Annotated in this window: 20 protein-coding genes and 1 tRNA gene; 11 read left to right on the top strand and 10 right to left on the bottom strand. The window is 67.9% G+C overall.

What is annotated here, in order from left to right:
* Positions 1 to 15: 15 nt before the first annotated feature.
* Positions 16 to 279 (top strand): lipopolysaccharide assembly protein LapA domain-containing protein, encoded by a 264-nt coding sequence (locus tag J4E04_RS21730; protein ID WP_490149609.1) that lies wholly within the window; start codon positions 16 to 18, stop codon positions 277 to 279.
* A gap of 4 nt (positions 280 to 283) precedes the next feature.
* Here the strand turns inward: J4E04_RS21730 and J4E04_RS21725 are convergent, their stop codons facing one another.
* The 3 genes from J4E04_RS21725 to J4E04_RS21715 form a co-directional block, all read right to left on the bottom strand.
* Complete coding sequence (locus tag J4E04_RS21725) at positions 284 to 2,479, bottom strand: putative bifunctional diguanylate cyclase/phosphodiesterase (RefSeq protein WP_490149608.1); 2,196 nt, start codon at positions 2,477 to 2,479, stop codon at positions 284 to 286.
* 121 nt (positions 2,480 to 2,600) lie between these two features.
* A complete protein-coding gene (locus J4E04_RS21720; protein WP_037186465.1) occupies positions 2,601 to 4,016 on the bottom strand; it encodes a fatty acid desaturase family protein in 1,416 nt (471 codons plus the stop codon).
* A gap of 38 nt (positions 4,017 to 4,054) precedes the next feature.
* Entirely contained in the window at positions 4,055 to 5,152 is a 1,098-nt protein-coding gene (locus J4E04_RS21715; protein ID WP_082544393.1) for a ferredoxin reductase, read from the bottom strand.
* Positions 5,153 to 5,330: 178 nt separating this feature from the next.
* Between J4E04_RS21715 and corA the strand changes: the two genes are divergently transcribed.
* On the top strand, positions 5,331 to 6,347 hold the full coding sequence (gene corA / locus J4E04_RS21710) for a magnesium/cobalt transporter CorA (RefSeq protein WP_027506603.1): 1,017 nt from the start codon (positions 5,331 to 5,333) through the stop codon (positions 6,345 to 6,347).
* An 11-nt stretch (positions 6,348 to 6,358) separates the two neighbouring features.
* On the opposite strand, the gene J4E04_RS21705 is transcribed toward corA, so the two are convergent.
* Positions 6,359 to 7,501, bottom strand: a complete 1,143-nt coding sequence (locus J4E04_RS21705) for an NAD(P)/FAD-dependent oxidoreductase (protein WP_490149607.1) — start codon at positions 7,499 to 7,501, stop codon at positions 6,359 to 6,361.
* A 95-nt stretch (positions 7,502 to 7,596) separates the two neighbouring features.
* Here J4E04_RS21705 and J4E04_RS21700 point away from each other — a divergent pair, with 95 nt between their 5' ends.
* Positions 7,597 to 8,136 carry a hypothetical protein gene (locus J4E04_RS21700; RefSeq protein WP_222633288.1) on the top strand — a complete coding sequence of 180 codons (540 nt, stop codon included), beginning with the start codon at positions 7,597 to 7,599 and terminating at the stop codon, positions 8,134 to 8,136.
* A 2-nt stretch (positions 8,137 to 8,138) separates the two neighbouring features.
* Here J4E04_RS21700 and J4E04_RS21695 read toward each other — a convergent pair whose 3' ends face one another.
* From J4E04_RS21695 to J4E04_RS21685, 3 genes are read right to left on the bottom strand one after another with little or no spacing between them, the layout of a single operon-like run.
* Positions 8,139 to 8,567, bottom strand: a complete 429-nt coding sequence (locus J4E04_RS21695) for a very short patch repair endonuclease (RefSeq protein ID WP_027506605.1) — start codon at positions 8,565 to 8,567, stop codon at positions 8,139 to 8,141.
* Entirely contained in the window at positions 8,564 to 9,373 is an 810-nt protein-coding gene (locus J4E04_RS21690) for a hypothetical protein (protein WP_490149606.1), read from the bottom strand. Before J4E04_RS21690 ends, J4E04_RS21695 begins: the two co-directional genes overlap by 4 nt.
* Complete coding sequence (locus tag J4E04_RS21685) at positions 9,373 to 10,533, bottom strand: DNA cytosine methyltransferase (protein WP_222633431.1); 1,161 nt, start codon at positions 10,531 to 10,533, stop codon at positions 9,373 to 9,375. Before J4E04_RS21685 ends, J4E04_RS21690 begins: the two co-directional genes overlap by 1 nt.
* 313 nt (positions 10,534 to 10,846) lie before the next feature.
* Between J4E04_RS21685 and J4E04_RS21680 the strand changes: the two genes are divergently transcribed.
* Positions 10,847 to 11,455, top strand: a complete 609-nt coding sequence (locus tag J4E04_RS21680) for a putative glycolipid-binding domain-containing protein (protein ID WP_285189678.1) — start codon at positions 10,847 to 10,849, stop codon at positions 11,453 to 11,455.
* An 11-nt stretch (positions 11,456 to 11,466) separates the two neighbouring features.
* Here the strand turns inward: J4E04_RS21680 and J4E04_RS21675 are convergent, their stop codons facing one another.
* Positions 11,467 to 12,426, bottom strand: a complete 960-nt coding sequence (locus tag J4E04_RS21675; RefSeq protein ID WP_490149605.1) for a prephenate dehydrogenase — start codon at positions 12,424 to 12,426, stop codon at positions 11,467 to 11,469.
* Positions 12,427 to 12,547: 121 nt separating this feature from the next.
* On the opposite strand from J4E04_RS21675, the gene J4E04_RS21670 reads away from it, so the two are divergent.
* From J4E04_RS21670 to J4E04_RS21645, 6 genes are all read left to right on the top strand, one after another.
* Positions 12,548 to 13,105, top strand: coding sequence for a tRNA adenosine deaminase-associated protein (locus tag J4E04_RS21670; RefSeq protein ID WP_027506608.1), 558 nt, complete (start codon positions 12,548 to 12,550; stop codon positions 13,103 to 13,105).
* 32 nt (positions 13,106 to 13,137) lie between these two features.
* Positions 13,138 to 13,575: a nucleoside deaminase gene (locus J4E04_RS21665; RefSeq protein WP_027506609.1), complete on the top strand. Its 438-nt coding sequence runs from the start codon at positions 13,138 to 13,140 to the stop codon at positions 13,573 to 13,575.
* Between the two features lie 117 nt (positions 13,576 to 13,692).
* The gene (locus J4E04_RS21660; protein ID WP_222633433.1) at positions 13,693 to 13,890 is read left to right on the top strand and encodes a CsbD family protein; all 198 of its coding nucleotides are present in this window, start codon (positions 13,693 to 13,695) and stop codon (positions 13,888 to 13,890) included.
* A gap of 69 nt (positions 13,891 to 13,959) precedes the next feature.
* A tRNA-Ser gene (locus tag J4E04_RS21655) sits at positions 13,960 to 14,050 on the top strand.
* A 67-nt stretch (positions 14,051 to 14,117) separates the two neighbouring features.
* Entirely contained in the window at positions 14,118 to 15,134 is a 1,017-nt protein-coding gene (locus J4E04_RS21650; protein WP_490149604.1) for an aldo/keto reductase, read from the top strand.
* Between the two features lie 72 nt (positions 15,135 to 15,206).
* Positions 15,207 to 15,890 carry a YceI family protein gene (locus J4E04_RS21645; RefSeq protein WP_027506612.1) on the top strand — a complete coding sequence of 228 codons (684 nt, stop codon included), beginning with the start codon at positions 15,207 to 15,209 and terminating at the stop codon, positions 15,888 to 15,890.
* 52 nt (positions 15,891 to 15,942) lie between these two features.
* Here J4E04_RS21645 and J4E04_RS21640 read toward each other — a convergent pair whose 3' ends face one another.
* Together J4E04_RS21640 and J4E04_RS21635 are read right to left on the bottom strand one after the other, a co-directional pair.
* On the bottom strand, positions 15,943 to 16,824 hold the full coding sequence (locus J4E04_RS21640; protein ID WP_490149603.1) for a sterol desaturase family protein: 882 nt from the start codon (positions 16,822 to 16,824) through the stop codon (positions 15,943 to 15,945).
* Positions 16,825 to 16,859: 35 nt separating this feature from the next.
* Complete coding sequence (locus tag J4E04_RS21635; protein WP_490149602.1) at positions 16,860 to 17,921, bottom strand: fatty acid desaturase family protein; 1,062 nt, start codon at positions 17,919 to 17,921, stop codon at positions 16,860 to 16,862.
* A gap of 351 nt (positions 17,922 to 18,272) precedes the next feature.
* Between J4E04_RS21635 and J4E04_RS21630 the strand changes: the two genes are divergently transcribed.
* The gene (locus J4E04_RS21630) at positions 18,273 to 18,410 is read left to right on the top strand and encodes a hypothetical protein (protein WP_155957101.1); all 138 of its coding nucleotides are present in this window, start codon (positions 18,273 to 18,275) and stop codon (positions 18,408 to 18,410) included.
* Positions 18,411 to 18,425 lie beyond the last annotated feature (15 nt).

Genomic DNA, 18,425 nt, shown 5'->3' with positions numbered 1-18,425 from the left:
GCGAAAGGCACCACCATGACCGACACCACCACCCACGCACACACCGGACGTCGCCGTGCCGGAGGCTTCGTCTCGAAGCTGTCTCTCCTGATCGCGCTGCTCCTCACGATCGCACTGGTGATCTTCATCCTGCAGAACACCGTGCACACGACCATCAACTTCGTCGTGTGGAACTTCGATCTGGCACAGGGTGTCGCACTCCTCGGTGCCGCCGTCGTCGGTGCCGTCATCGCCTGGACCATCTCGGGCGCGGTCCGGGTCCGACGCGCCGTCAAGTAGCGCGTCACCGCGGCGATCGGACATCCTCTCGTAGGAGTTGTTCGATCGCCGCAGCGGGCATCGGGCGCGCCAGATGGAAGCCCTGTGCGAGGCGACCGCCGCATGCGCGATACGCCTCGGCCTGCTCGGCGGTCTCGATGCCTTCACCCACCACGTCCACTCCGAATGCAGTGCCCAACAACACGATCGCGGCCACGATGGCGTGTGGTCTCGCACCGGGTAGCGCGTTGACGTACGACCCGTCGATCTTGAGACAGTCGAAGATCGGATAACGGTCCAGATACGCGATGCTGCTGTGGCCGGTTCCCAGATCGTCGAGTGCGAACGACACCCCCATCGCGTGCAGCGCCTCGAGAGTGGTGGCCACGCGGGCGTTCTCCTTCACCCACACGGTCTCGGTGATCTCCAACCCGAGACGCGTCGCCGGCAGGCCGGTCGCGTCGAGAGTGCGTCGGACCGACTGCACGAAGTCCGGATCGTTGAGCTGGTGGGCGCTCACGTTCACGCGTACCGAGACGTCCTCGGGCCAGCGCACTGCATCCGTGCACGCGGTCTGCAGTGCCCACAGGCCGAGGTGTCCGACCACGCCGGTGCGCTCCGCCACCGCGACGAACTCACGAGGCGAGACGCTGCCGAGTGTCGGATGATCCCAGCGAGCCAAGGCCTCGGCGGCGACGACGGCGCCCGTCACGAGGTCGACGATCGGCTGGTAGACGAGCCGCAGTTCGCCGTCCACGAGAGATCGTCGGAGGTCTGCGGCGAGTCGGAACACGCGATCGGCCTCGTAGCGATCGCGCACGTCGTACACGTCCGTGGTCCCGGGAGCCGTGCCCTTGGCGCGGTACATGGCCAGATCCGCGCGGCGCACCATCTCCTGCGCGGAGGGCACATCGTCACCGGCCACGGCGATTCCGATGCTCGCACTGAACGGGATGGGCTGATCGCTCTGCGGATCGACGGTGGCCAGCGCTGTCGAGATGCGCACCGCCCGGCTCCGCGCGTCGGCCTCGTCCACCACGTGGTCGCACACGACGAGAAATTCGTCGCCGCCCAGCCTCGCCACCGTGTCGCCGACCGCCACCGTGCGCTCGAGCTTGCGCGCCAAGGTGATCAGCGCCGCGTCTCCACTCACGTGTCCGAGGCTGTCGTTGACGGTCTTGAAGTCGTCCAGGTCGGCCAGCAGGACCGCGACGGTGGTCTCGCTGTCCGCGGCGCGAGCCACGGCCTCGTCGATACGTCGGTACGCGAGCGCTCGATTGGCCAGACCGGTGAGCGGATCGTGGAGTGATCGGTACCGCAGTTCGTTCTCGAGCTCGATACGCCGGATCGCCGCGACCAGGATGTCCGTGGCCGTCCGCAGGAACGTCACGTCCCGATCCGTGTACTCCCGCGGAGCCGCGCTGTGCACGGCCAGCACCCCGGGCCGAGGCGTGGAGTCGAACGGGACGCAGACGGTGCTGAGCAGTCCGCGCGAGCGCATCGTCGTGGTGTCGAATCGCGACTCGGTCCGCGCGTCGGAACAGATGACCACCGTGCCGGAGGAGAGGGCGAGGCCCGGAGCCGAGCGGGTACCGGTTCCGAACACCTCGGGCCGCTCGCTCACCCCGCTGTAGGCGACGACGCGCAACGCGGTGCGGGTGTCGTCGAGGCGTGCGATCGACGCGCACTCCGTACCCATCAACGACGAGGCGGCGCTGGTCGTCGCGTCCAGAATGGTCGTCAGATCACCGTCGACCGCGAGCCGCCCCAACAGGCCGACAGCACTCTGCTCGCGAGCCCGGTGGGCGGCCGATTCCAGGACGTCGGTGAGGGCGCTCTCGTGACTGGTTCGCAGCCGTCGATCACGCATGATCGACGCGATCACCGGCTCGTCGCGCTCACCCGCGGGAACCAGGAACGTCGAGATGGAGACCGGTACGGGTTCTCCGGTGTCGAGCCGCCGGAGTTCGCCGACACCCTGCCAGTGGCCGGTGGTGTGCAGCGATCGTTCCACGTCGGGCGCAGCGAGCAGACCGACGTCGGAGAAGAAGTTCGCCGTGGTCAGGCGGAGCACGGCGTCGAGTGACGGTGCGCCGACGAGCGCGAGGCCCGCCGGGTTCAGGTGGAGGATGCGGCCGTCCCGTGCGGACAGGGACACCAGCTCGGGCGCGTTCTCGAACACACCCGTCAGAAGGGCGGGGTCCAGGCCGTCGAGCGCCACGAACGACCTCCGAAGTGGGAAACGACCGGCGTCTCCGGCCCGATTCACTCGGGTATCCAGAGAACGCCGGTCGAAACCACTCGTTCGTCAGATCAGTGCTGCCGTCACCGGCAGCGCGTCGTCACTCCCCGCGCGGAGGAAGCTTCGCCTCGACGCCGCCACCGTTGTGCTCGGGGCCCGAGTCGGGATGACCCGCCGGCACGCGGTTGCGGAAACGAGCCGCCTCGCTGGGCTTCGACGAGGAACCCCCGACGCGCTCGCCGCGGTACGGTCCGGGCTTCGGGGCCATCTTGCCGCCGGGGAAGGCGAGTCGAATGATGGTGCGCTGCACCGATCCCCACTGCTTCATCAAGGGGCCCGAGTTGTACGGAAGCTGGTAGCGCTCGCAGATGTCCTTGATCTTCGGCGCGACTTCCTTGTACCGGGTGCTGGGCATGTCCGGGTACAGGTGGTGCTCGACCTGGTAACTGAGGTTGCCACTCATCAGGTGGAACAGCGACGAGCCCTCGATGTTGGCCGCTCCGACGAGCTGGCGGACGTACCAGCCGCCGCGGGTCTCGTTCTCGGTCTCTTCCTTGCTGAACGTGTACGCCTGGTCCGGGAAGTGACCGCAGAAGATGATGCCGTGCGACCACAGGTTGCGGATGATGTTGGCGACGAAGTCCGCCGTCACCGTGGCGACGAAGGTGCGTTCGATGCCGGCACCGTGCTTGTCCAGAACCTTGGCCACGGAGTTGGTCGCCTTCGACGAGCTCAGCGAGCGCAACCGCGCACCCAGCTTCGACTTGCCGGCGCCCGAGACGCGTCCACCCGAGACGACCTGCACCGCGCCGTAGGCGAGCGCGCTGACCGCGGGCCAGCCGATGTAGTCCTTGACGATCTGACGGCGCGCCTTGGTCCCGATACCGCGCAGATCGGTGAGCAGGTCCTTCATGGGCTTCTCGCCCTTGCGGATGGCCTCGATGTCGAGGTCGTGGAGCGCGACGCCCCACTCGAAGAAGGCCATCAGCAGCAGGTTGTAGAACGGCTGCGCGAGGTAGACGGGCGACCACGGCTGGTTCGGGTCGATCCGCATGATCTCGTAGCCGAGATCCTTGTCCTTGCCGCGGATGTTGGTGTACGTGTGGTGCACGTAGTTGTGCGAGTGCTTCCAGGCCTCGGCGGTGGACGCGGTGTCCCAGTCCCACACCGACGAGTGGATGTCCGGATCGTTCATCCAGTCCCACTGGCCGTGCATGACGTTGTGGCCGATCTCCATGTTCTCGAGAATCTTGGCCACACCCAGGCAGGCCGTTCCGGCCACCCAGGCGGTGCGGCTCTTGGAGCCGAAGAGGATCACGCGCCCCGCGACAGCGAGCTGGCGCTGCGCCGCGATGACCGTGGTGATGTAGTTGCGATCGCGCTCACCGAGGTCGGCGTAGACCTCGTCGTGAATGGCGTCGAATTCCTTGGCAAGCTGTTCGATGGTCTCTTCGCTGAGATGTGCGAGCGGACTTTCGATGGACACTTCGGTCTTTTTCCCGGTGTCGATGCTCATGACGAACCCTCCCTGTTACTGCATGTGAATCGGTCTCGTCAGAGATCGATTTCGATATCTCCCTCGGCGGTGTTCACGCAGATGCGTACCGCCTGCCCCGTAGGCTCGGAGACTTCCCCATTACGTAGATCTCTCAAACGTCCCTTCTTCAGGGTTCCGGTGCAGGTGTGGCAGATGCCGATCCTGCAACCGAACTTGAGATCCAGCCCCGCTTCCTCCCCGGCCGCGAGAATGGGTGTGCCTCCGTCGCATTCGACGTCGGTGTCGCTACGGATGAAGCGGACAGTGCCGCCCTCTCCTTCTTCGTCACCGCCACCGATGACGGGTTGGAAACTTTCGTAGTGGAATTTCTCCGGGTCACCCTCGGATTTCCAGTAGTCGCGCAGATCGTCCAACAGGTCGCCGGGACCGGAGCAGAATGCCTCGCGCTCACGCCAGTCGGGGCACAACTCGTCCAGATCGGTGGCTTTCATTCGACCTCGCTCCTCGGTCACCCGAAGGTCGAGACGCAGCGACGAGTGCTTGCGATCGAGGCGCTCGAGGGTCTCGGAGAACATCGTCTGGTCGCGACTGTGCACGGAGTGGATGACCACGACGTCGTGCATGGCGTCGAGGTGGTCGAGTTCGCGCAACATGCTCATGATCGGTGTGATGCCACTGCCCGCGCTGATGTAGAGCAGTTTGGCGGGCACGGGATCGGGGAGGGTGAAGACTCCCTCGATCTCGCTCAGTCGCACGATGTCGCCCGGCTTGATCCCTTGCACCAGGAACGGGGACACCGTGCCCTCGGGGACCAGCTTGGGGCTGACGGAGATCAGGCCGTGGTCGCCGTGCGGGTCGGAGGTGATCGAGTAGGCGCGCCAGTGATAGCGGCCGTCGATGACCACGCCCAGTCGGAGGTACTGGCCGGGCTGGTGCCCACCCCAGTCGTACCCGGGCCTGATGAACACCGACACCGCGTCGGTGCCTTCCCTCTCGACCCGGTCGACCTTCCCGCGGAGCTCCTGGGTGGTCCACAACGGATTGATCATCTCGAAGTAGTCGTCCGGCCTCAGCGGGTTCGACAGATGTTTGAATGCCTTGAGCATGGTTCGGCGGAGTACCGAAACCTGGGGTCGTGCGCCGCGTTCTGCCACAGGTCACACGCTATCGCCACGGCGCGGATCCGCGTCCGTAAACGGACGATTGTGGACAGAAACGAGTCCGTTTCGCTTCCGTCGTCGCGGTGGACGAAGATTCGTGTCCGAGGTTTGGATGCGAGCGTCCTGGTAGCCGCCCGACGGGCGGCGGACGTGCGACGACGAGGGGTGAACTGTGCCGATCGTGGACAACGCCGTGTACGTGCACGGGGCGCGTACCGACGAGCCGGAGAGTCTGGATCGCACGTACGAGCTCCTGCGGGCGTGCGGCGGCATGGCGTGGATCGGGCTGTATCGTCCCGACAAGACCGAGATCGACTCGGTGGCAACCGAATTCGGGCTGCACCGATTGGCGGTCGAGGATGCCGTCCAAGCGCACCAGCGGCCCAAGCTCGAACGCTACGGCGATCAGTTGTTCGTCGTCCTGCACCCCGCGCGCTACATCGACGAGACCGAGAAGGTGGAGTTCGGCGAGCTCCACGTGTTCTGCGGTCCCGATTTCGTCGTCACCATCCGCCATGCCGAGTCACCCGACCTGGGCGTGGTCCGTAAACGGCTCGAAGGTGCGCCGAAGCTGCTCGAACTGGGAACCGAGGCCGTGCTGTACGCGATCCTCGACCAGGTGGTCGACGAGTACGAACCGGTCGTCGCCGGTCTGGAGAACGACATCGACGAGATCGACGACCAGCTGTTCACCGGCGATCCCGACGTCTCCCGTCGCATCTACGAGCTCTCCCGCGAGGTGATCGAGTTCCAGCGCGCGACCCACCCGCTGGTGTCGATGATCGAGGCCCTCGGCCGCGGATCGGAGAAGTACAACGTGGACATCGAGCTGCGGCGCAACCTGCGCGACGTGCTCGACCACGCGATCCGCATCACCGAGCGCGTCGACTCGTTCCGCGCCAATCTGCAGAACGCCCTGTCGGTGCACACCACCCTGGTGGGACAGCGGCAGAACGACGAGATGCGTGCGATGACCCAGGTGAGTCTGGAACAGAACGAGCAGGTCAAGCGGATCTCGTCCTGGGGCGCCATCCTCTTCGCGCCGACTCTCATCGCCGGCATCTACGGTATGAACTTCGAGCACATGCCGGAGCTGAGCTGGACGTTCGGCTATCCCGGAGCCGTCGGCGCGATGCTGCTCGCGTCGTGCGCGCTGTACATCGTGTTCCGGAGACAGAAGTGGCTCTAGCCCCGTGCGGCTCAGCGCAGCCGGCCCGGCGCCAGGTCTTCCGCGGTGACGCCCCGGTCGGTCACGTCGGCCGGTAACGGCTCGCCGCGGACCAGCGCCGCACCGACGCGCGCCAGTGCCGCGCACGTCTGGATGCCGTACCCACCCTGACCCGCGCACCAGAAGAAGCCCTCCACGCTCGGGTCGAACCCCACCACCGGTGTGCGATCGGCGACGAAGGAGCGCAGACCGGCCCACGACGACCGGACACGGCGGCTCGTCACCACGGTCGCCTCCGTGATCTCGTCCAGGGCGCGGGCGATCTCGAGATCGTCGGGCTTCGCGTCACCGGGCGGGCACGGTGTCTCGTCGGCAGGGGAACAGAGCAGACGGACACCCTCCGGCTTGATGTAGAACGACTCGTCCATGTCGCTGATCAGCGGGTGGTGGGTGTCGGCGATCTCGGGCGGCGCGTCCATCACGGCGATGGTGCGTCGTCGCGGCTGCAGGCCGATCCTCGGTACGCCTGCGAGGTCGGCCAGGTCGTCCGCCCAGGCACCCGCCGCGTTCACCACCACCGTGGCGACGAGAGTGTCGCCGGTCGAGAGATCGACCCGCCACTGCTCGCCGACGCGGTCGATCGCGACGACCCGCGCCCCGGTACGAACGGTGCATCCGCGTCGGCGTGCTCCGCGCAGGAAGCCCTGGTGCAGCGCGTCGACGTCCATGTCGAGTGCGCCCGGTTCGACGACGGCCGCCTCGACTGCCGCAGGCCGCAGGAGGGGCGCCCGGTCCACCGCCTCGGCGGTCTCGAGCAGGCGGGCATCGGGAGACAGTGTCCGCAGAGTCGTGAACATCTCCGCGAGAGCGTCGCCCCGACCCGGACGTGCGAACTGCACGAAGGGGCGCGGAGTCATGACCGTTCCGCGCACCATGTCCGGCGGGTCCACGAGGAAGGCCCTGCTCGCCGTCGTCAGGCCACGGATGACGTGGTTGCCGTAGGTCTCGAGGAACATCGCAGCCGACCGCCCGGTCGAGTGCATCGCCAGGGTCGACTCCCCTTCGAGGAGACACACGGTTCGATCGGACGAGAGTTCCCAGGCGAGCGAGGCACCCGCGATACCGCCGCCGATCACCAGTACGTCGAGGGCTCGAGAGGCGACATCGGTGGTCATGGCGGTCGAGGGTAGGCGGCCCGTGTGGAAATCGGGCGCCAGGGGTACCCCGTCCCGCGCGCAACCGTGCGCGCACTCGAACATCGGGAGCCGTCATGAACACAGCTGTCTGGATCGTCATCGCGGTCGTGGTGGTGTTGCTGCTCGTCGCCGTCGGCGTCGCACTGTCGAAGAAGGCGAAGCAGAAGCGCGTCGAGCAGGCCGGTGAGATCCGGGAGCGGGCCGCCGAGCGCAGCGCGGAGGTGGAGCGGTCGGAGGCGCTCGCGCAGAAGTCCGAGGCCGACGCCCGTCGTGCGCAGGCCGAGGCGGACGCCGCGGCAGCGGAGGCCCGCATCGCGCAGCAGCGCGCGCAGGAGCACCAGGGCACTGCCGCCACCGGGCGTGACGAACTGGACCGTGAGTGGGAGCGGGCGAACAAGCTGGACCCGACCGTCCACGACGACGGCACCCCGCGTCGACAGGACGCGAACGCGGCACAGCAGAACCAGAATCCCGCAGACCGGAACGTCACGGACCGGAACGTCACGGACCGGAACGTCACGGACCGGAACGTCACGGACCGCACCACCGGTCTCGGACACGCCGATGCGCCTGTCGTCGGCCCGCACGACACTCCGGGACGCCACGAGCGCTGACGTCAGTCGCCGGGGCGCACTGCCTCGGTGACCCGCTCCGCTGCCACGGCTGGATCCTCGTGCTCCCAGATGCGCACGACGGTCCAGCCGGCCTCGTCCAGTCGACGATCCGTGTCCCGGTCCCGAGCGACGTTGGCAGCCAACTTGTCCGCCCACCACTGGGCGTTGTTGCGCGGGTGGGTGGCGTGCTCCGGGCAGCTGTGCCAGAAGCATCCGTCGACGTACACCGCGACTCGGCGACGCGGGAACACCACGTCGGCCCGTCGTCGCATGCCCTTCAGTGGGGCCTTGTCGACGAAGTACCGCAGTCCCGCTCGGTGCAGTTCCTTCCGCAGGGCCACCTCGGGCTTGGTGTCACGCCGCTTCTGTTTCTTGAACCGGGCACTGGTCGCGGCGTCCGTCGGCGGCGTCGCCCGAGCGTCGGGCGTCATTCGTCGTCGTCGATCTCGGACCAGCTGGGGGCGAACCTGTTGCGCCGCTCCACTTCCGAGTGCACCACCTCGACGAACTCCTCGAACGAGAGTGTGGTGCGGTCCGACGGACGGCCGTTGCGCGGCGGCGCGTCGTCGACGTCGAAGAAGCGCACCTCACCCCGGTACGGACCGTCCGGCTCGTAGAGACCGATGAACACCTTCTCGAACAGGTCGTAGCGCGTGTCCTCGGCCCCGAGGTCGACCCACGCTCGGCCCGGCATGCCGACGACGGGGCGCTTGCCGCGGCCCGACCGCTTGGACAGCGTCGTGACGTGGTGCGCGAACGAACTCTTGCCGATGTCGCTGCTCTTCATGGGATCGCCGTCCTCGCACGTCGACCAGGGCTCGAACATCACGGCGACGAGCACGCTGTACGGCTGGCGCTGGTGCAGCACCATCGCCTCACCCCGCAGTTCGTGGTCGTTGCGCACGATGTTCTTGGTCCAGCGGCCGAGCCGACCGGACGTGGGGCTGTAGTCCTGGAAGCTGTAGGTCTTCACGGACACGCAGAGGATGAGGCCGAGCGTCGGATCGAGTGCCTTGACGTCGAGCCGCTTGCGTCCCTTCGCGACGTCCACCTGCGCTTCCTGGCCCAGGCCGTGCGCGTCGGGCGTGATGGACGGATACCGAGGCCTCAACGCATCGGCGACCACCTGCGCGAGGTTGTTGGACAGGCGCTGCGCGTAGTTCTTCTTCTCCCCGCGGTCGGCATCGGGCGCGGGACGGTCGCCGGCGAAGTCGAGTGCGAACGTCAACGGGAACATCAGGCCACGCGAACGGGTTCGGGGACGACGGGATCGTCGGTCATCCGGTGCAGGTGCGACTCGACCGTGTCGAGGAAGCCGGGGGCGAAGCGCAGCCGACCCGAGCGTGCGCGCTTGAGGAACCCGGCAGTGGCCCTGGCGGACAACAACTTCGACTCCTCCAGGAATCCGCTCAAATCCTCGTAGGGGTGCTGGACCGGCCAGGTGCTCGCGGGTACCCGGAACGCGCGACGGTCACGGCCCCACGCGGCCGACGGCCAGCTCTGGCCGGGTACGAGCTCGGTGTCGGACCCCTCGTCGTAGGGAGTGCGGGTGGCCAGCTGCTCACCGACCCAGGTCGCCATGCGCACGCTCACGGCATTGCCGACCAGCTTCCACCGATGCCCTGCCCGGACACCCGGGGACTCGACGGCGGGGGCGGTCCACCCGGCGTCGAAACCCTGCAGCCGCTCGGCGTCCGAGATGCCCGGGGTGACCAGCTCGCCGGACGGGAGCCGGACGGCCGGGGGACTGGCGATGCCGAGAGTCGATCCGCCCTTGAGCGTGGGCACCGCGTTGATCGCCCAGCCCAGGCCGCGCACCCCCTCGGTCCAGTAGAAGCCGCACGGGAGGACGTCGGCGTCGCCGGCCTCGGGGATGCCCGCGTCGGGTCCGAAGAGCACCTCACGCGGGTCGTCCGTACGTGAGGCGAGCATGACGACGCGCTGACGCCGCTGGGGCAGGCCGAACGAGCGAGCGTCGACGACGCGATACGCCCACATGTAACCGAGATCCTCGAGCGCGTGCGTGATGTGCCGCATCGCCGCGCCGCGGCCGAGCTGCAACATGAAGGGCACGTTCTCGATCAGCAGCCACCGGGGACCACGCTTGCGTGCGACGAGTCGGAAGACCTCGTCGACCAGACCCGATCGCGCGCCCGTGATGCCCGCCGTGCGACCGGCCTGCGAGAGGTCCTGGCACGGGAAACCGGCTGCGACCAGCTCTGTTCCGGCGGGGAGCGCCCGCAGCGTCGCGACGTCGGTGTGCAGCGGCACGTCGGGGAAGCGCGAGCGCAGCACCGCCCCCGCGCCGGCGTCGATCTCGCAGAGCTGAGTGGTGGACCATCCGCTGCGCGCCAGGCCCAGCTCCAGACCGCCGATGCCGGCGAACAGGCCGACCATGGCACCCTGGCTGGACACGCGTACCCCCGCTCACCGTCGTGTGCGACGGCGGCTCCGGACACCGACGTCGATCTCGAGTGAGGCTACTCGAGAACACCGACACGGCGTCCGACCGAGAGGGCGACACCGCTGTGAGCAGCGCCCGCAGACGGGGGCGTGGTGCGCCGACTCACGCCCACCGTCGATGAAAACCCTGCTCGTGACCGTTTCATCTCGCGAGAACGGGGCACTCGGTCGCTGACGGGGACGGGGATTCACAGGCAATTCGCCCGGCTCCGGTACTTGTCGTGCTCGTGTGATCTACCGTGAACGCGTGACCACACCCACCGCCGATTCCCTGTCGTCCGCCGACGTGACGGGCTCGTCGTGGCCGGCCATCCTGACGTGGCGCGCGCACAGCGCCCCGCGTATGGAGTCGGTGCGCGTCCAGCTCAACGGCAAGCGGATCAAGGCCGCCGGCCGGATCATCGGCGGCGAGTGCGACGAACACCCGGCGTTCTCCGCGTCGTACGACCTGGTCACGGACGAATCGGGAGTGACCAAGCGGTTGTCCGTGCGCGCGGCCGTCGCGTCGGGGGAGAAGCAGGTCTCCATCAGTCGCGACTCCGAGGGCTACTGGCTCGTCGACGACGGGTCACCCACCCGCAGCTCGTTCGGCGGTGCACTCGACGTCGAGCTGGTGTGGAGCCCCTTCTTCAACACGCTCGCCATCCGTCGTCTCGGCCTGCAGACGAACCCGTCCGATCATCAGGTGCCCGTCGTGTACGTGGGTCTGCCGGTCCTCACCGCCCGCGCGGAGACACTGTCCTACAGCCGCGGTCCGCACGAGTTCGAGGTGGTCTCGCCCGTCGGGACGTCGGCCGTGAGCGTCGACTCGGACGGGTTCGTCGCCGACTACCGGGGACTCGCCGAGCGCATCTGACGGGCCGACCGTCACGCCCGCCGGGGCAGCCGCTGGACCACACCGCCGCGGCGACCGGCGTCGACGAGGTCGCCCTGCCAGGACGGCGAGCCGACGACGACGTCGGTGATCTCCCACCACTGCAACTGCTCGTCGTAGCGCAACCGCGCCGCATGGCCCGCGGACACCAGTGTCTCGGTCGACGCGTCGGCGACGAGAGCGTCCCTGGCGCTGTGCAATGCGGCGAGCGCCTCGTCGAGCGCGTCGACCAGGGCGGGCGCGTTGGCATCACACATCGCGCTGACAAGTGCCGGAGCTGTTCCTGCCACACGGGTGCCGTCGCGGAACGAGCCGGCTGCCAGCCGCAACGTGAGCTCCCCGCCCTGCGCGCCCACCGCGGCGAGTGCTTCCGCCAGCAGATGCGGGAGATGGGACACGCGGGCGACGGCGCGATCGTGGTCGTCGGCTCGGGCCGGGACGACGACGGATCCGGAGGACAGTGCGAGATCGGCGACCGCGAGCCAGGCGTCGGGGTCGGTGTCGTCGTCCACGGTGACGACCCAGACCGCGTTGCGGAAGAGATCGACGTCGGCCGCGAGCCACCCCGAGGCGGATGTGCCGGCCATGGGATGTCCGCCGACGAACCGAGCGCCGAGTCCGGCACGCGCGACCGCGGCCGCCATCTCCGCCTTCACACTGACGACGTCCGTGAGCACGCAGTGCGGCGCGTGCGCGGCCACCGATTCCAGGACGGTGTCGACCGCCGGCATGGGTACCGCGACGACGACGAGAGCGTCCTCCTCGGCGGCACGCTGGAGGGCGGAGGCGATGTCCGCCGTGACGTCGTACCCGTCGGCGCGAGCGGCGTCCACGGCACCGGTCGATCGGTTCCAACCCCACGCCGGGCGACCCGAGTCGACCACGGCGCGCAGTAACGAGCCCCCGATGAGGCCGAGGCCCAGGACGCAGACGGGACGGTCGGGTGTGTTCACCGGGGGAAGATTTCCACATCGGCACCGTCCGCCGGGTGCACGACACCGAAATCTCCCGCTGTTTCCCCTGAACAGGGAGGTCTGCACGCCGGGGCGACGGTGTGGGACTACGGTTGCGCGCATGGCTGCACAGCGCGGAGGCAGTACCTCGTCCCAGGGTCGAGGTGACAACCGCTCCGACGACTACGACGATCTCGAGGGGTTCGCCATCGCGGTCGTCCGCGAGGAGGGCACGTGGACGTGCCGACCGTTGTCCGCGGACGCCCTGACGAGCCTCAGTGCCGCCGAGACCGAACTTCGTGAACTCCGCAGTGCCGGTGCGGTGTTCGGGCTCCTCGATGTCGACGACGAGTTCTTCGTCGTGCTGCGTCCGGCACCGTCGGGCACGCGGGTCCTGCTGTCGGACGCCACCGCGGCGATCGACTACGACATCGCGGCCGACGTCCTGGACCGACTGAACGTCGATGTGCCCGATCTGGATCCGGACGAGCTCGACGACGTCGAGCCCTGGGACGAGGGCGATCTGGATCTGCTGAGCGACATGGGTCTTCCCGAGCCGGTCCTCGGCGTCATCCTGGCCGAGTCCGACCTCTACCCCGACGAGCAACTCGGCATGATCGCCGCGCGACTGGGATTCGCCGCGGAGTTCGCCGCGGTGCTCGACAAGCTGCCCCGCTGACCGTGGTGCCTCTCCACCTGCGTGACGTCTGGATGCGTCGCGCCCTGGAGGTCGCCCGCACCACGCCGGCGGGCGACGTTCCCGTGGGTGCCGTCGTCGTGAACGCCGACGGTGACGAGATCGCGTCCGCGGTCAACGAACGCGAACGCCGCGGGGACCCGACCGCCCACGCGGAGGTGCTCGCGCTCCGCGCCGCCGCCGAACGGCACGGGGACGGCTGGCGACTCACCGGATGCACTCTCGTCGTCACGCTGGAGCCCTGCACGATGTGTGCGGGCGCGGCGGTGCTCTCGCGAGTCGACGGGCTGCTGTTCGGGGCCTGGGAACCGAAGACGGGCGCCGTCGGCTCGCTGTGGGACGTGGTGCGGGATCGGCGTCTGACGCATCGACCGGAGGTGGTCGGCGGCGTCCTCGAGAGCGACGCGGCCGGTCTGGTTCGGGACTTCTTTCGAACCGCGAACGACGTTTGACGCGATCCGTCGACGGGGTATTACTGCCCGGTAGAACACCAGGCGCGACGTTGCGTCGCCCGCCCCGCCGAAACGGAGGGGTGGATGACATGTTCTTCCGCTTCGAAGGAGCACCACATGGGTCTCGACGACAAGATCGGCAACAAGGCAGAAGACCTCAAGGGCAAGGGCAAGGAAGCCGCGGGCGATGCCACCGGCGACCAGGACCTGAAGGCCGAAGGCCAGGGCGATCAGACTTCCGCAGCGTTCAAGGACGGCGCGGAGAAGGTCAAGGATGCAGCGTCCAACATCAAGGACAAGCTCACCGGCCACTGAGTCACCCGCGTTGTGACTCCTGACGTCGCGATTTCGGTTCCGCGCCACCCATCCGGTAACGTATCCGCCGGTGGCGTGTCCGAGCGGCCTAAGGAGCACGCCTCGAAAGCGTGTGACGGGTAACCCCCGTCCGAGGGTTCAAATCCCTCCGCCACCGCCATGAGCCCCCCACCTGCCTCGGCAGCTGGGGGGCTTTGTCGTTCACCAACTTCGGGTACACCGACGAGATGAGAAACATGAACGCGATGGAGAACCGCACCCTGGGACGCACCGGACGGCAGGTGTCGTGCGTCGGACTCGGCACCTGGCAGTTGGGAGCCGACTGGGGCGACGTGTCCGAGCAGGACGCCGTGGCGGTGCTCGACGCCGCCGTGGACAGCGGCATCACCTTCTTCGACACGGCCGACGTGTACGGCGACGGGCGCAGTGAGCGGGTGATCGGCGGATTCCTGGCCGATCGCGGCCTGCGGGACACCGTCACCGTGGCGACCAAGATGGGTCGACGCGTCGACCAGGTGCCGGAGAACTACACGCTCGCGAACTTCCGCACGTGGGTGGACCGGTCGCGCGGCAACCTCGGTGTCGACACCCTGGAACTGGTGCAGCTGCACTGCCCGCCCTCTGCCGTGTACGGCGACGACCAGGTGTTCGATGCCCTCGACACCCTCGTCGAGGAGCAGGCGATCGCGCACTACGGCGTCAGCGTGGAGACGGTCGCGGAGGCGCTCGAGGCGATCCGCCGACCGAACGTGGCCACCGTGCAGATCATCGTCAACGCCTTCCGGCTCAAGCCCGTCGACGAGGTGCTGTCCGTCGCCGCCGATGCCGGAGTCGGCATCATCGCGCGGGTGCCGCTGGCCTCGGGCCTGCTCTCGGGGAAGTACGACGAGTCGACGACGTTCCCCGAGAACGATCACCGCAACTTCAACCGCAACGGTGAGGCCTTCGACGTCGGCGAGACGTTCTCGGGCGTTCCGTTCGACACGGGCCTTGCGGCGGCTCGTGACTTCTCCGCCCTGGTCGCGGACGCGGCTCCGGAGGGTACGACGCCCGCCGCCGCCGCCATCGCGTGGTTGTGGCAGCACCCGCAGATCTCGACGGTCATCCCGGGAGCCCGCAACGTGGACCAGGCTCGTGCCAACGCCGAGGCGGGGCGCGTCGCGCTTCTCGGGGCCGAGTTCGATACCGGCGTGCAGAGCATCTACGACCGCTACCTCCGGGACGTCGTTCACTCGACGTGGTGACGGACGCTTTCACAGGGGATTCCCAGGCCGCAGCGGTGGCCGCACGTTGAAGCGACAACTAAAGTTCGTCCCATGAAGAAGAAATGGTGGATCACCGGAGCCGTGGTCGTCGTCCTGGCGATCGTGGCGCTCGTCGTCGGACCGCGCATCTACTCGTCGATCGAGAGCAGCGATCCGGCGGCGTCGGTGTCCACCTCCGGTGCCGAGGCGGCGACGGGCGATCTGGACGGTGAGTGGACCGTCACGCCCGGTGACGCAGCGAATCCGACGTCGGCCGGGTACACCGTCGCCGAGGTGCTCAACGGTACCGACGTCACGGTCGTCGGCACCACGCCGGACGTCTCGGGAAGCGCCACGATCGCGAACCAGGAGCTCACTGCCGGTGAGATCGTGGTGCGCACCGAGACCATCACCACCGACAGCGATCGGCGCGACAACCAGTTCCGCGGCAACATCTTCGATGTCGCGAACAACCCCACCGCCACGTTCACGGTGACGTCGCCGGTGGACCTGTCCACCGTGCCCACCGACGGCACCACGGCGACCGTCACCCTCGACGGCACACTGACCCTCAAGGGCCAGACGCGCGACGTGAGCGTCGAGACGCAGGTGCTCCGGTCGGGCGAGACCATCGTCGCCTCGGGCAACATTCCCGCGACGTGGACCGACTACGGCATCGAGCCGCCGTCGCTGGGCTTCGTGACCGTGGATCCGACCGGCTCCGTCGATTTCCTGGTGACGCTCGGGAAGGCCTGAGCCGTAGCGGCCGCGGGAGTCCATCCGGGTAGGCCGGAGGCCGGTCGTCGTGTCAGGGCGGTCCGACGATGTAACCGAGTTTCTGTCGAAGAGTCGCCGCCGTCCGCACGTCCCGTGCGATGGCGGCGTACTCGTGTGTCTGGAGCTTCAGGATGTCGAACGTCTGCACCGGAGTCGTCAGCCCGTAGTGCGGTCGGAACGTCTCGTCGGCGTAGGTCCCGAACAGGCGGTCCCACACGATGAGGATGCCGGCGTAGTTCTTGTCCAGGTACTCCTTGTCGCGGCCGTGATGCACGCGGTGGTGCGACGGCGTGTTGAAGACGAACTCGAACCAGCGCGGCATCCGGTCGATGCGCTCGGTGTGCACCCAGAACTGGTAGACCAGGTTGATCGCGAACCCGGTGAACACCATCCAGGGCGGGACGCCGAGCAGGGGCAGCGGCAACCACATCAGGATCTCGCCGCTGTTGTTCCACTTCTGCCGTAGTGCGGTGCTGAAATTGAAGTACTCGCTCGAGTGGTGCGCCTGATGCGTGGCCCACACGATGCGCGTGCGGTGCGCGATGCGGTGATACCAGTAGAAGAGGACGTCGACGCCGAGCAGCAGGATCACCCACGTGTACCACTGGTCCGAGGGCAGCTGCCACGGTGCGACATACGCGAAGATCAGCGAATAGCCCAGCAGCGCCAGGGTTTTCCATGCGGTGGTGGTGGCGATGGACACCAGCCCCATCGCGATGCTGGCCCGGGCGTCGGCGCGGAGGTAGCTTCCACGGGCCGGTCGGCCGGGTTCGTCCGCGGTCTCGTCGCTGTGGCTCTCGAGGACGATTGCTGCGGTCCACTCGAGCGCGAGCAGAACGAGGAATGCCGGCACCGCGAGGGCGACCGGGTCGCGGAGCGCGGTCGGCAGACTGTTCCAGAGATCGGCGATCACCCGCCGCAGTCTACGTGACCGCGGTCACACCGAGCTCAGGCGCGGTACTCGCGTACCAGCGGGCAGTCGAAGGGGTTGCGCTTCGACAGTCCCACCTGGTTGAGGTAGCGGACGACGATGCCGTAGGACTTCACGAGCGATGTCTCGGTGTAGGTCACCCCGTGCTTGGCGCAGTGCTCGCGCACCATGGGCCGCACCTTCTTGAGGTTCGGCCGCGGCATGCTGGGGAACAGGTGATGCTCGATCTGGTAGTTGAGGCCGCCCATCATGAAGTCGGTGACGGGGCCGCCGTCGACGTTGCGCGACATGAGGACCTGGCGGCGGAGGAAGTCGATCTTCGCATTGGCCGGAACCAGCGGCATCCCCTTGTGGTTGGGCGCGAACGAGCCGCCCAGCAGAACGCCGAAGACGGCGAAGTGCACGAGGATGAAGCCGACCGCGAGCCCCGCCGGCATCGCGAGGAACGGCAGTGCGAACCCGATGGTGAGCCGCAGCGCGATGAGCGACAGCTCCAGCTTGCGGTGCTTGATCTCCTTGGAGCCGATCAGCGTGCGCACGCTGGCGACGTGGAGTGCGGCGCCTTCGAGGGTGAGCAGCGGGAAGAAGAGCCAGCCCTGGCGGCGGGTGAACGCGCCGTAGAAGCCGGTGCGCTGCGCGACGTACTCGGGGACGAAGGCGATGGGCCCGTTCCCGATGTCGGGATCCTTGCCGATCTGGTTCGGAGCGTTGTGGTGCTTGCTGTGCTTGCCCTGCCACCAGTGCAGCGAGAGTCCTGCGAACGTGCCGGACAGGATGCGGGCCGTCCACTCGTTCCACTTGGCCGAATCGAACATCTGGCGGTGGGCCCCGTCGTGTCCGAGGAAGCCGAACTGCGTGCTCACGACGGCGAGGACGACGGCGAGCGCGAGCTGCCACCACGAGTCGCCCAGGAGGAACGCACCGACCCAGACGGCGACGAAGGCCGCCACGGTGCCGATGATGCGGGACCAGTAGAAACCGCGGCGGCGGGACATCAGCCCCGAGGCGCGCACGGCGACGGACAGCTCGGTGTACGAACTGACGAATCGATCTCTGGGGCGTTCGGCGGTGACGGACACTGGTGCCTCTGTTCTGTGGACGGTCTGGCCACGGTGGCTGTCGGTCGTTCTGGCAGTCGATGCAGTGGTGAGAACCGCGGAGAGGGCGGGAAGTGCTCAGGTCACGCCTCTGTCACAAGTGTGACACAGGCAGGGCACGGCGTCGACAGTCCGAGAGTGTCGGTCGTCTTCTCTCAGTGCATCCACAGACGACGGTCGACGTGGCCGGGCGTGGTCGTACCGCGCCAGGTCGGCGCCGTGGCGTAGTGTTCGGATCACGAGCACGCCGCGGTTCTCACCGGCGCCTCGTTCTCCCCCTCGTGACGGACGACTCGTTCTCCTCACCACCGAACTACTGATGAAGGGGTTTCCATGGAACCCGAACTGATCTTTCTCGCACCCGTCACCGCCGACGCGGAGCCCGTCGAGGCTCCCGCGACGTCCGCTGCCAGGGACGTCGTCAACGCGGCGCCGCCCGTCTACACCCAGCTGTTCTCCGAGAAGAACTGACTCCTCTCGAACGCC

It is taken from the genome of Rhodococcus sp. NFXS4 (assembly GCF_058139645.1).
This window is presented reverse-complemented; position numbering and strand designations above follow the sequence as displayed.

What these genes read in the sequence shown, in the direction of transcription:
- J4E04_RS21660 (WP_222633433.1), top strand. Translation starts at nt 13,693, where the DNA reads ATGGGTCTCGACGACAAGATCGGCAACAAGGCAGAAGACCTCAAGGGC.
- J4E04_RS21665 (WP_027506609.1), top strand. Translation starts at nt 13,138, where the DNA reads ATGCGTCGCGCCCTGGAGGTCGCCCGCACCACGCCGGCGGGCGACGTT.
- J4E04_RS21705 (WP_490149607.1), bottom strand. Translation starts at nt 7,501, where the DNA reads ATGACCACCGATGTCGCCTCTCGAGCCCTCGACGTACTGGTGATCGGC.
- J4E04_RS21645 (WP_027506612.1), top strand. Translation starts at nt 15,207, where the DNA reads ATGAAGAAGAAATGGTGGATCACCGGAGCCGTGGTCGTCGTCCTGGCG.
- J4E04_RS21685 (WP_222633431.1), bottom strand. Translation starts at nt 10,533, where the DNA reads ATGGTCGGCCTGTTCGCCGGCATCGGCGGTCTGGAGCTGGGCCTGGCG.
- J4E04_RS21630 (WP_155957101.1), top strand. Translation starts at nt 18,273, where the DNA reads ATGGAACCCGAACTGATCTTTCTCGCACCCGTCACCGCCGACGCGGAG.
- J4E04_RS21695 (WP_027506605.1), bottom strand. Translation starts at nt 8,567, where the DNA reads ATGACGCCCGACGCTCGGGCGACGCCGCCGACGGACGCCGCGACCAGT.
- J4E04_RS21730 (WP_490149609.1), top strand. Translation starts at nt 16, where the DNA reads ATGACCGACACCACCACCCACGCACACACCGGACGTCGCCGTGCCGGA.
- J4E04_RS21720 (WP_037186465.1), bottom strand. Translation starts at nt 4,016, where the DNA reads ATGAGCATCGACACCGGGAAAAAGACCGAAGTGTCCATCGAAAGTCCG.
- J4E04_RS21690 (WP_490149606.1), bottom strand. Translation starts at nt 9,373, where the DNA reads ATGTTCCCGTTGACGTTCGCACTCGACTTCGCCGGCGACCGTCCCGCG.
- J4E04_RS21670 (WP_027506608.1), top strand. Translation starts at nt 12,548, where the DNA reads ATGGCTGCACAGCGCGGAGGCAGTACCTCGTCCCAGGGTCGAGGTGAC.
- J4E04_RS21650 (WP_490149604.1), top strand. Translation starts at nt 14,118, where the DNA reads ATGAGAAACATGAACGCGATGGAGAACCGCACCCTGGGACGCACCGGA.
- J4E04_RS21700 (WP_222633288.1), top strand. Translation starts at nt 7,597, where the DNA reads ATGAACACAGCTGTCTGGATCGTCATCGCGGTCGTGGTGGTGTTGCTG.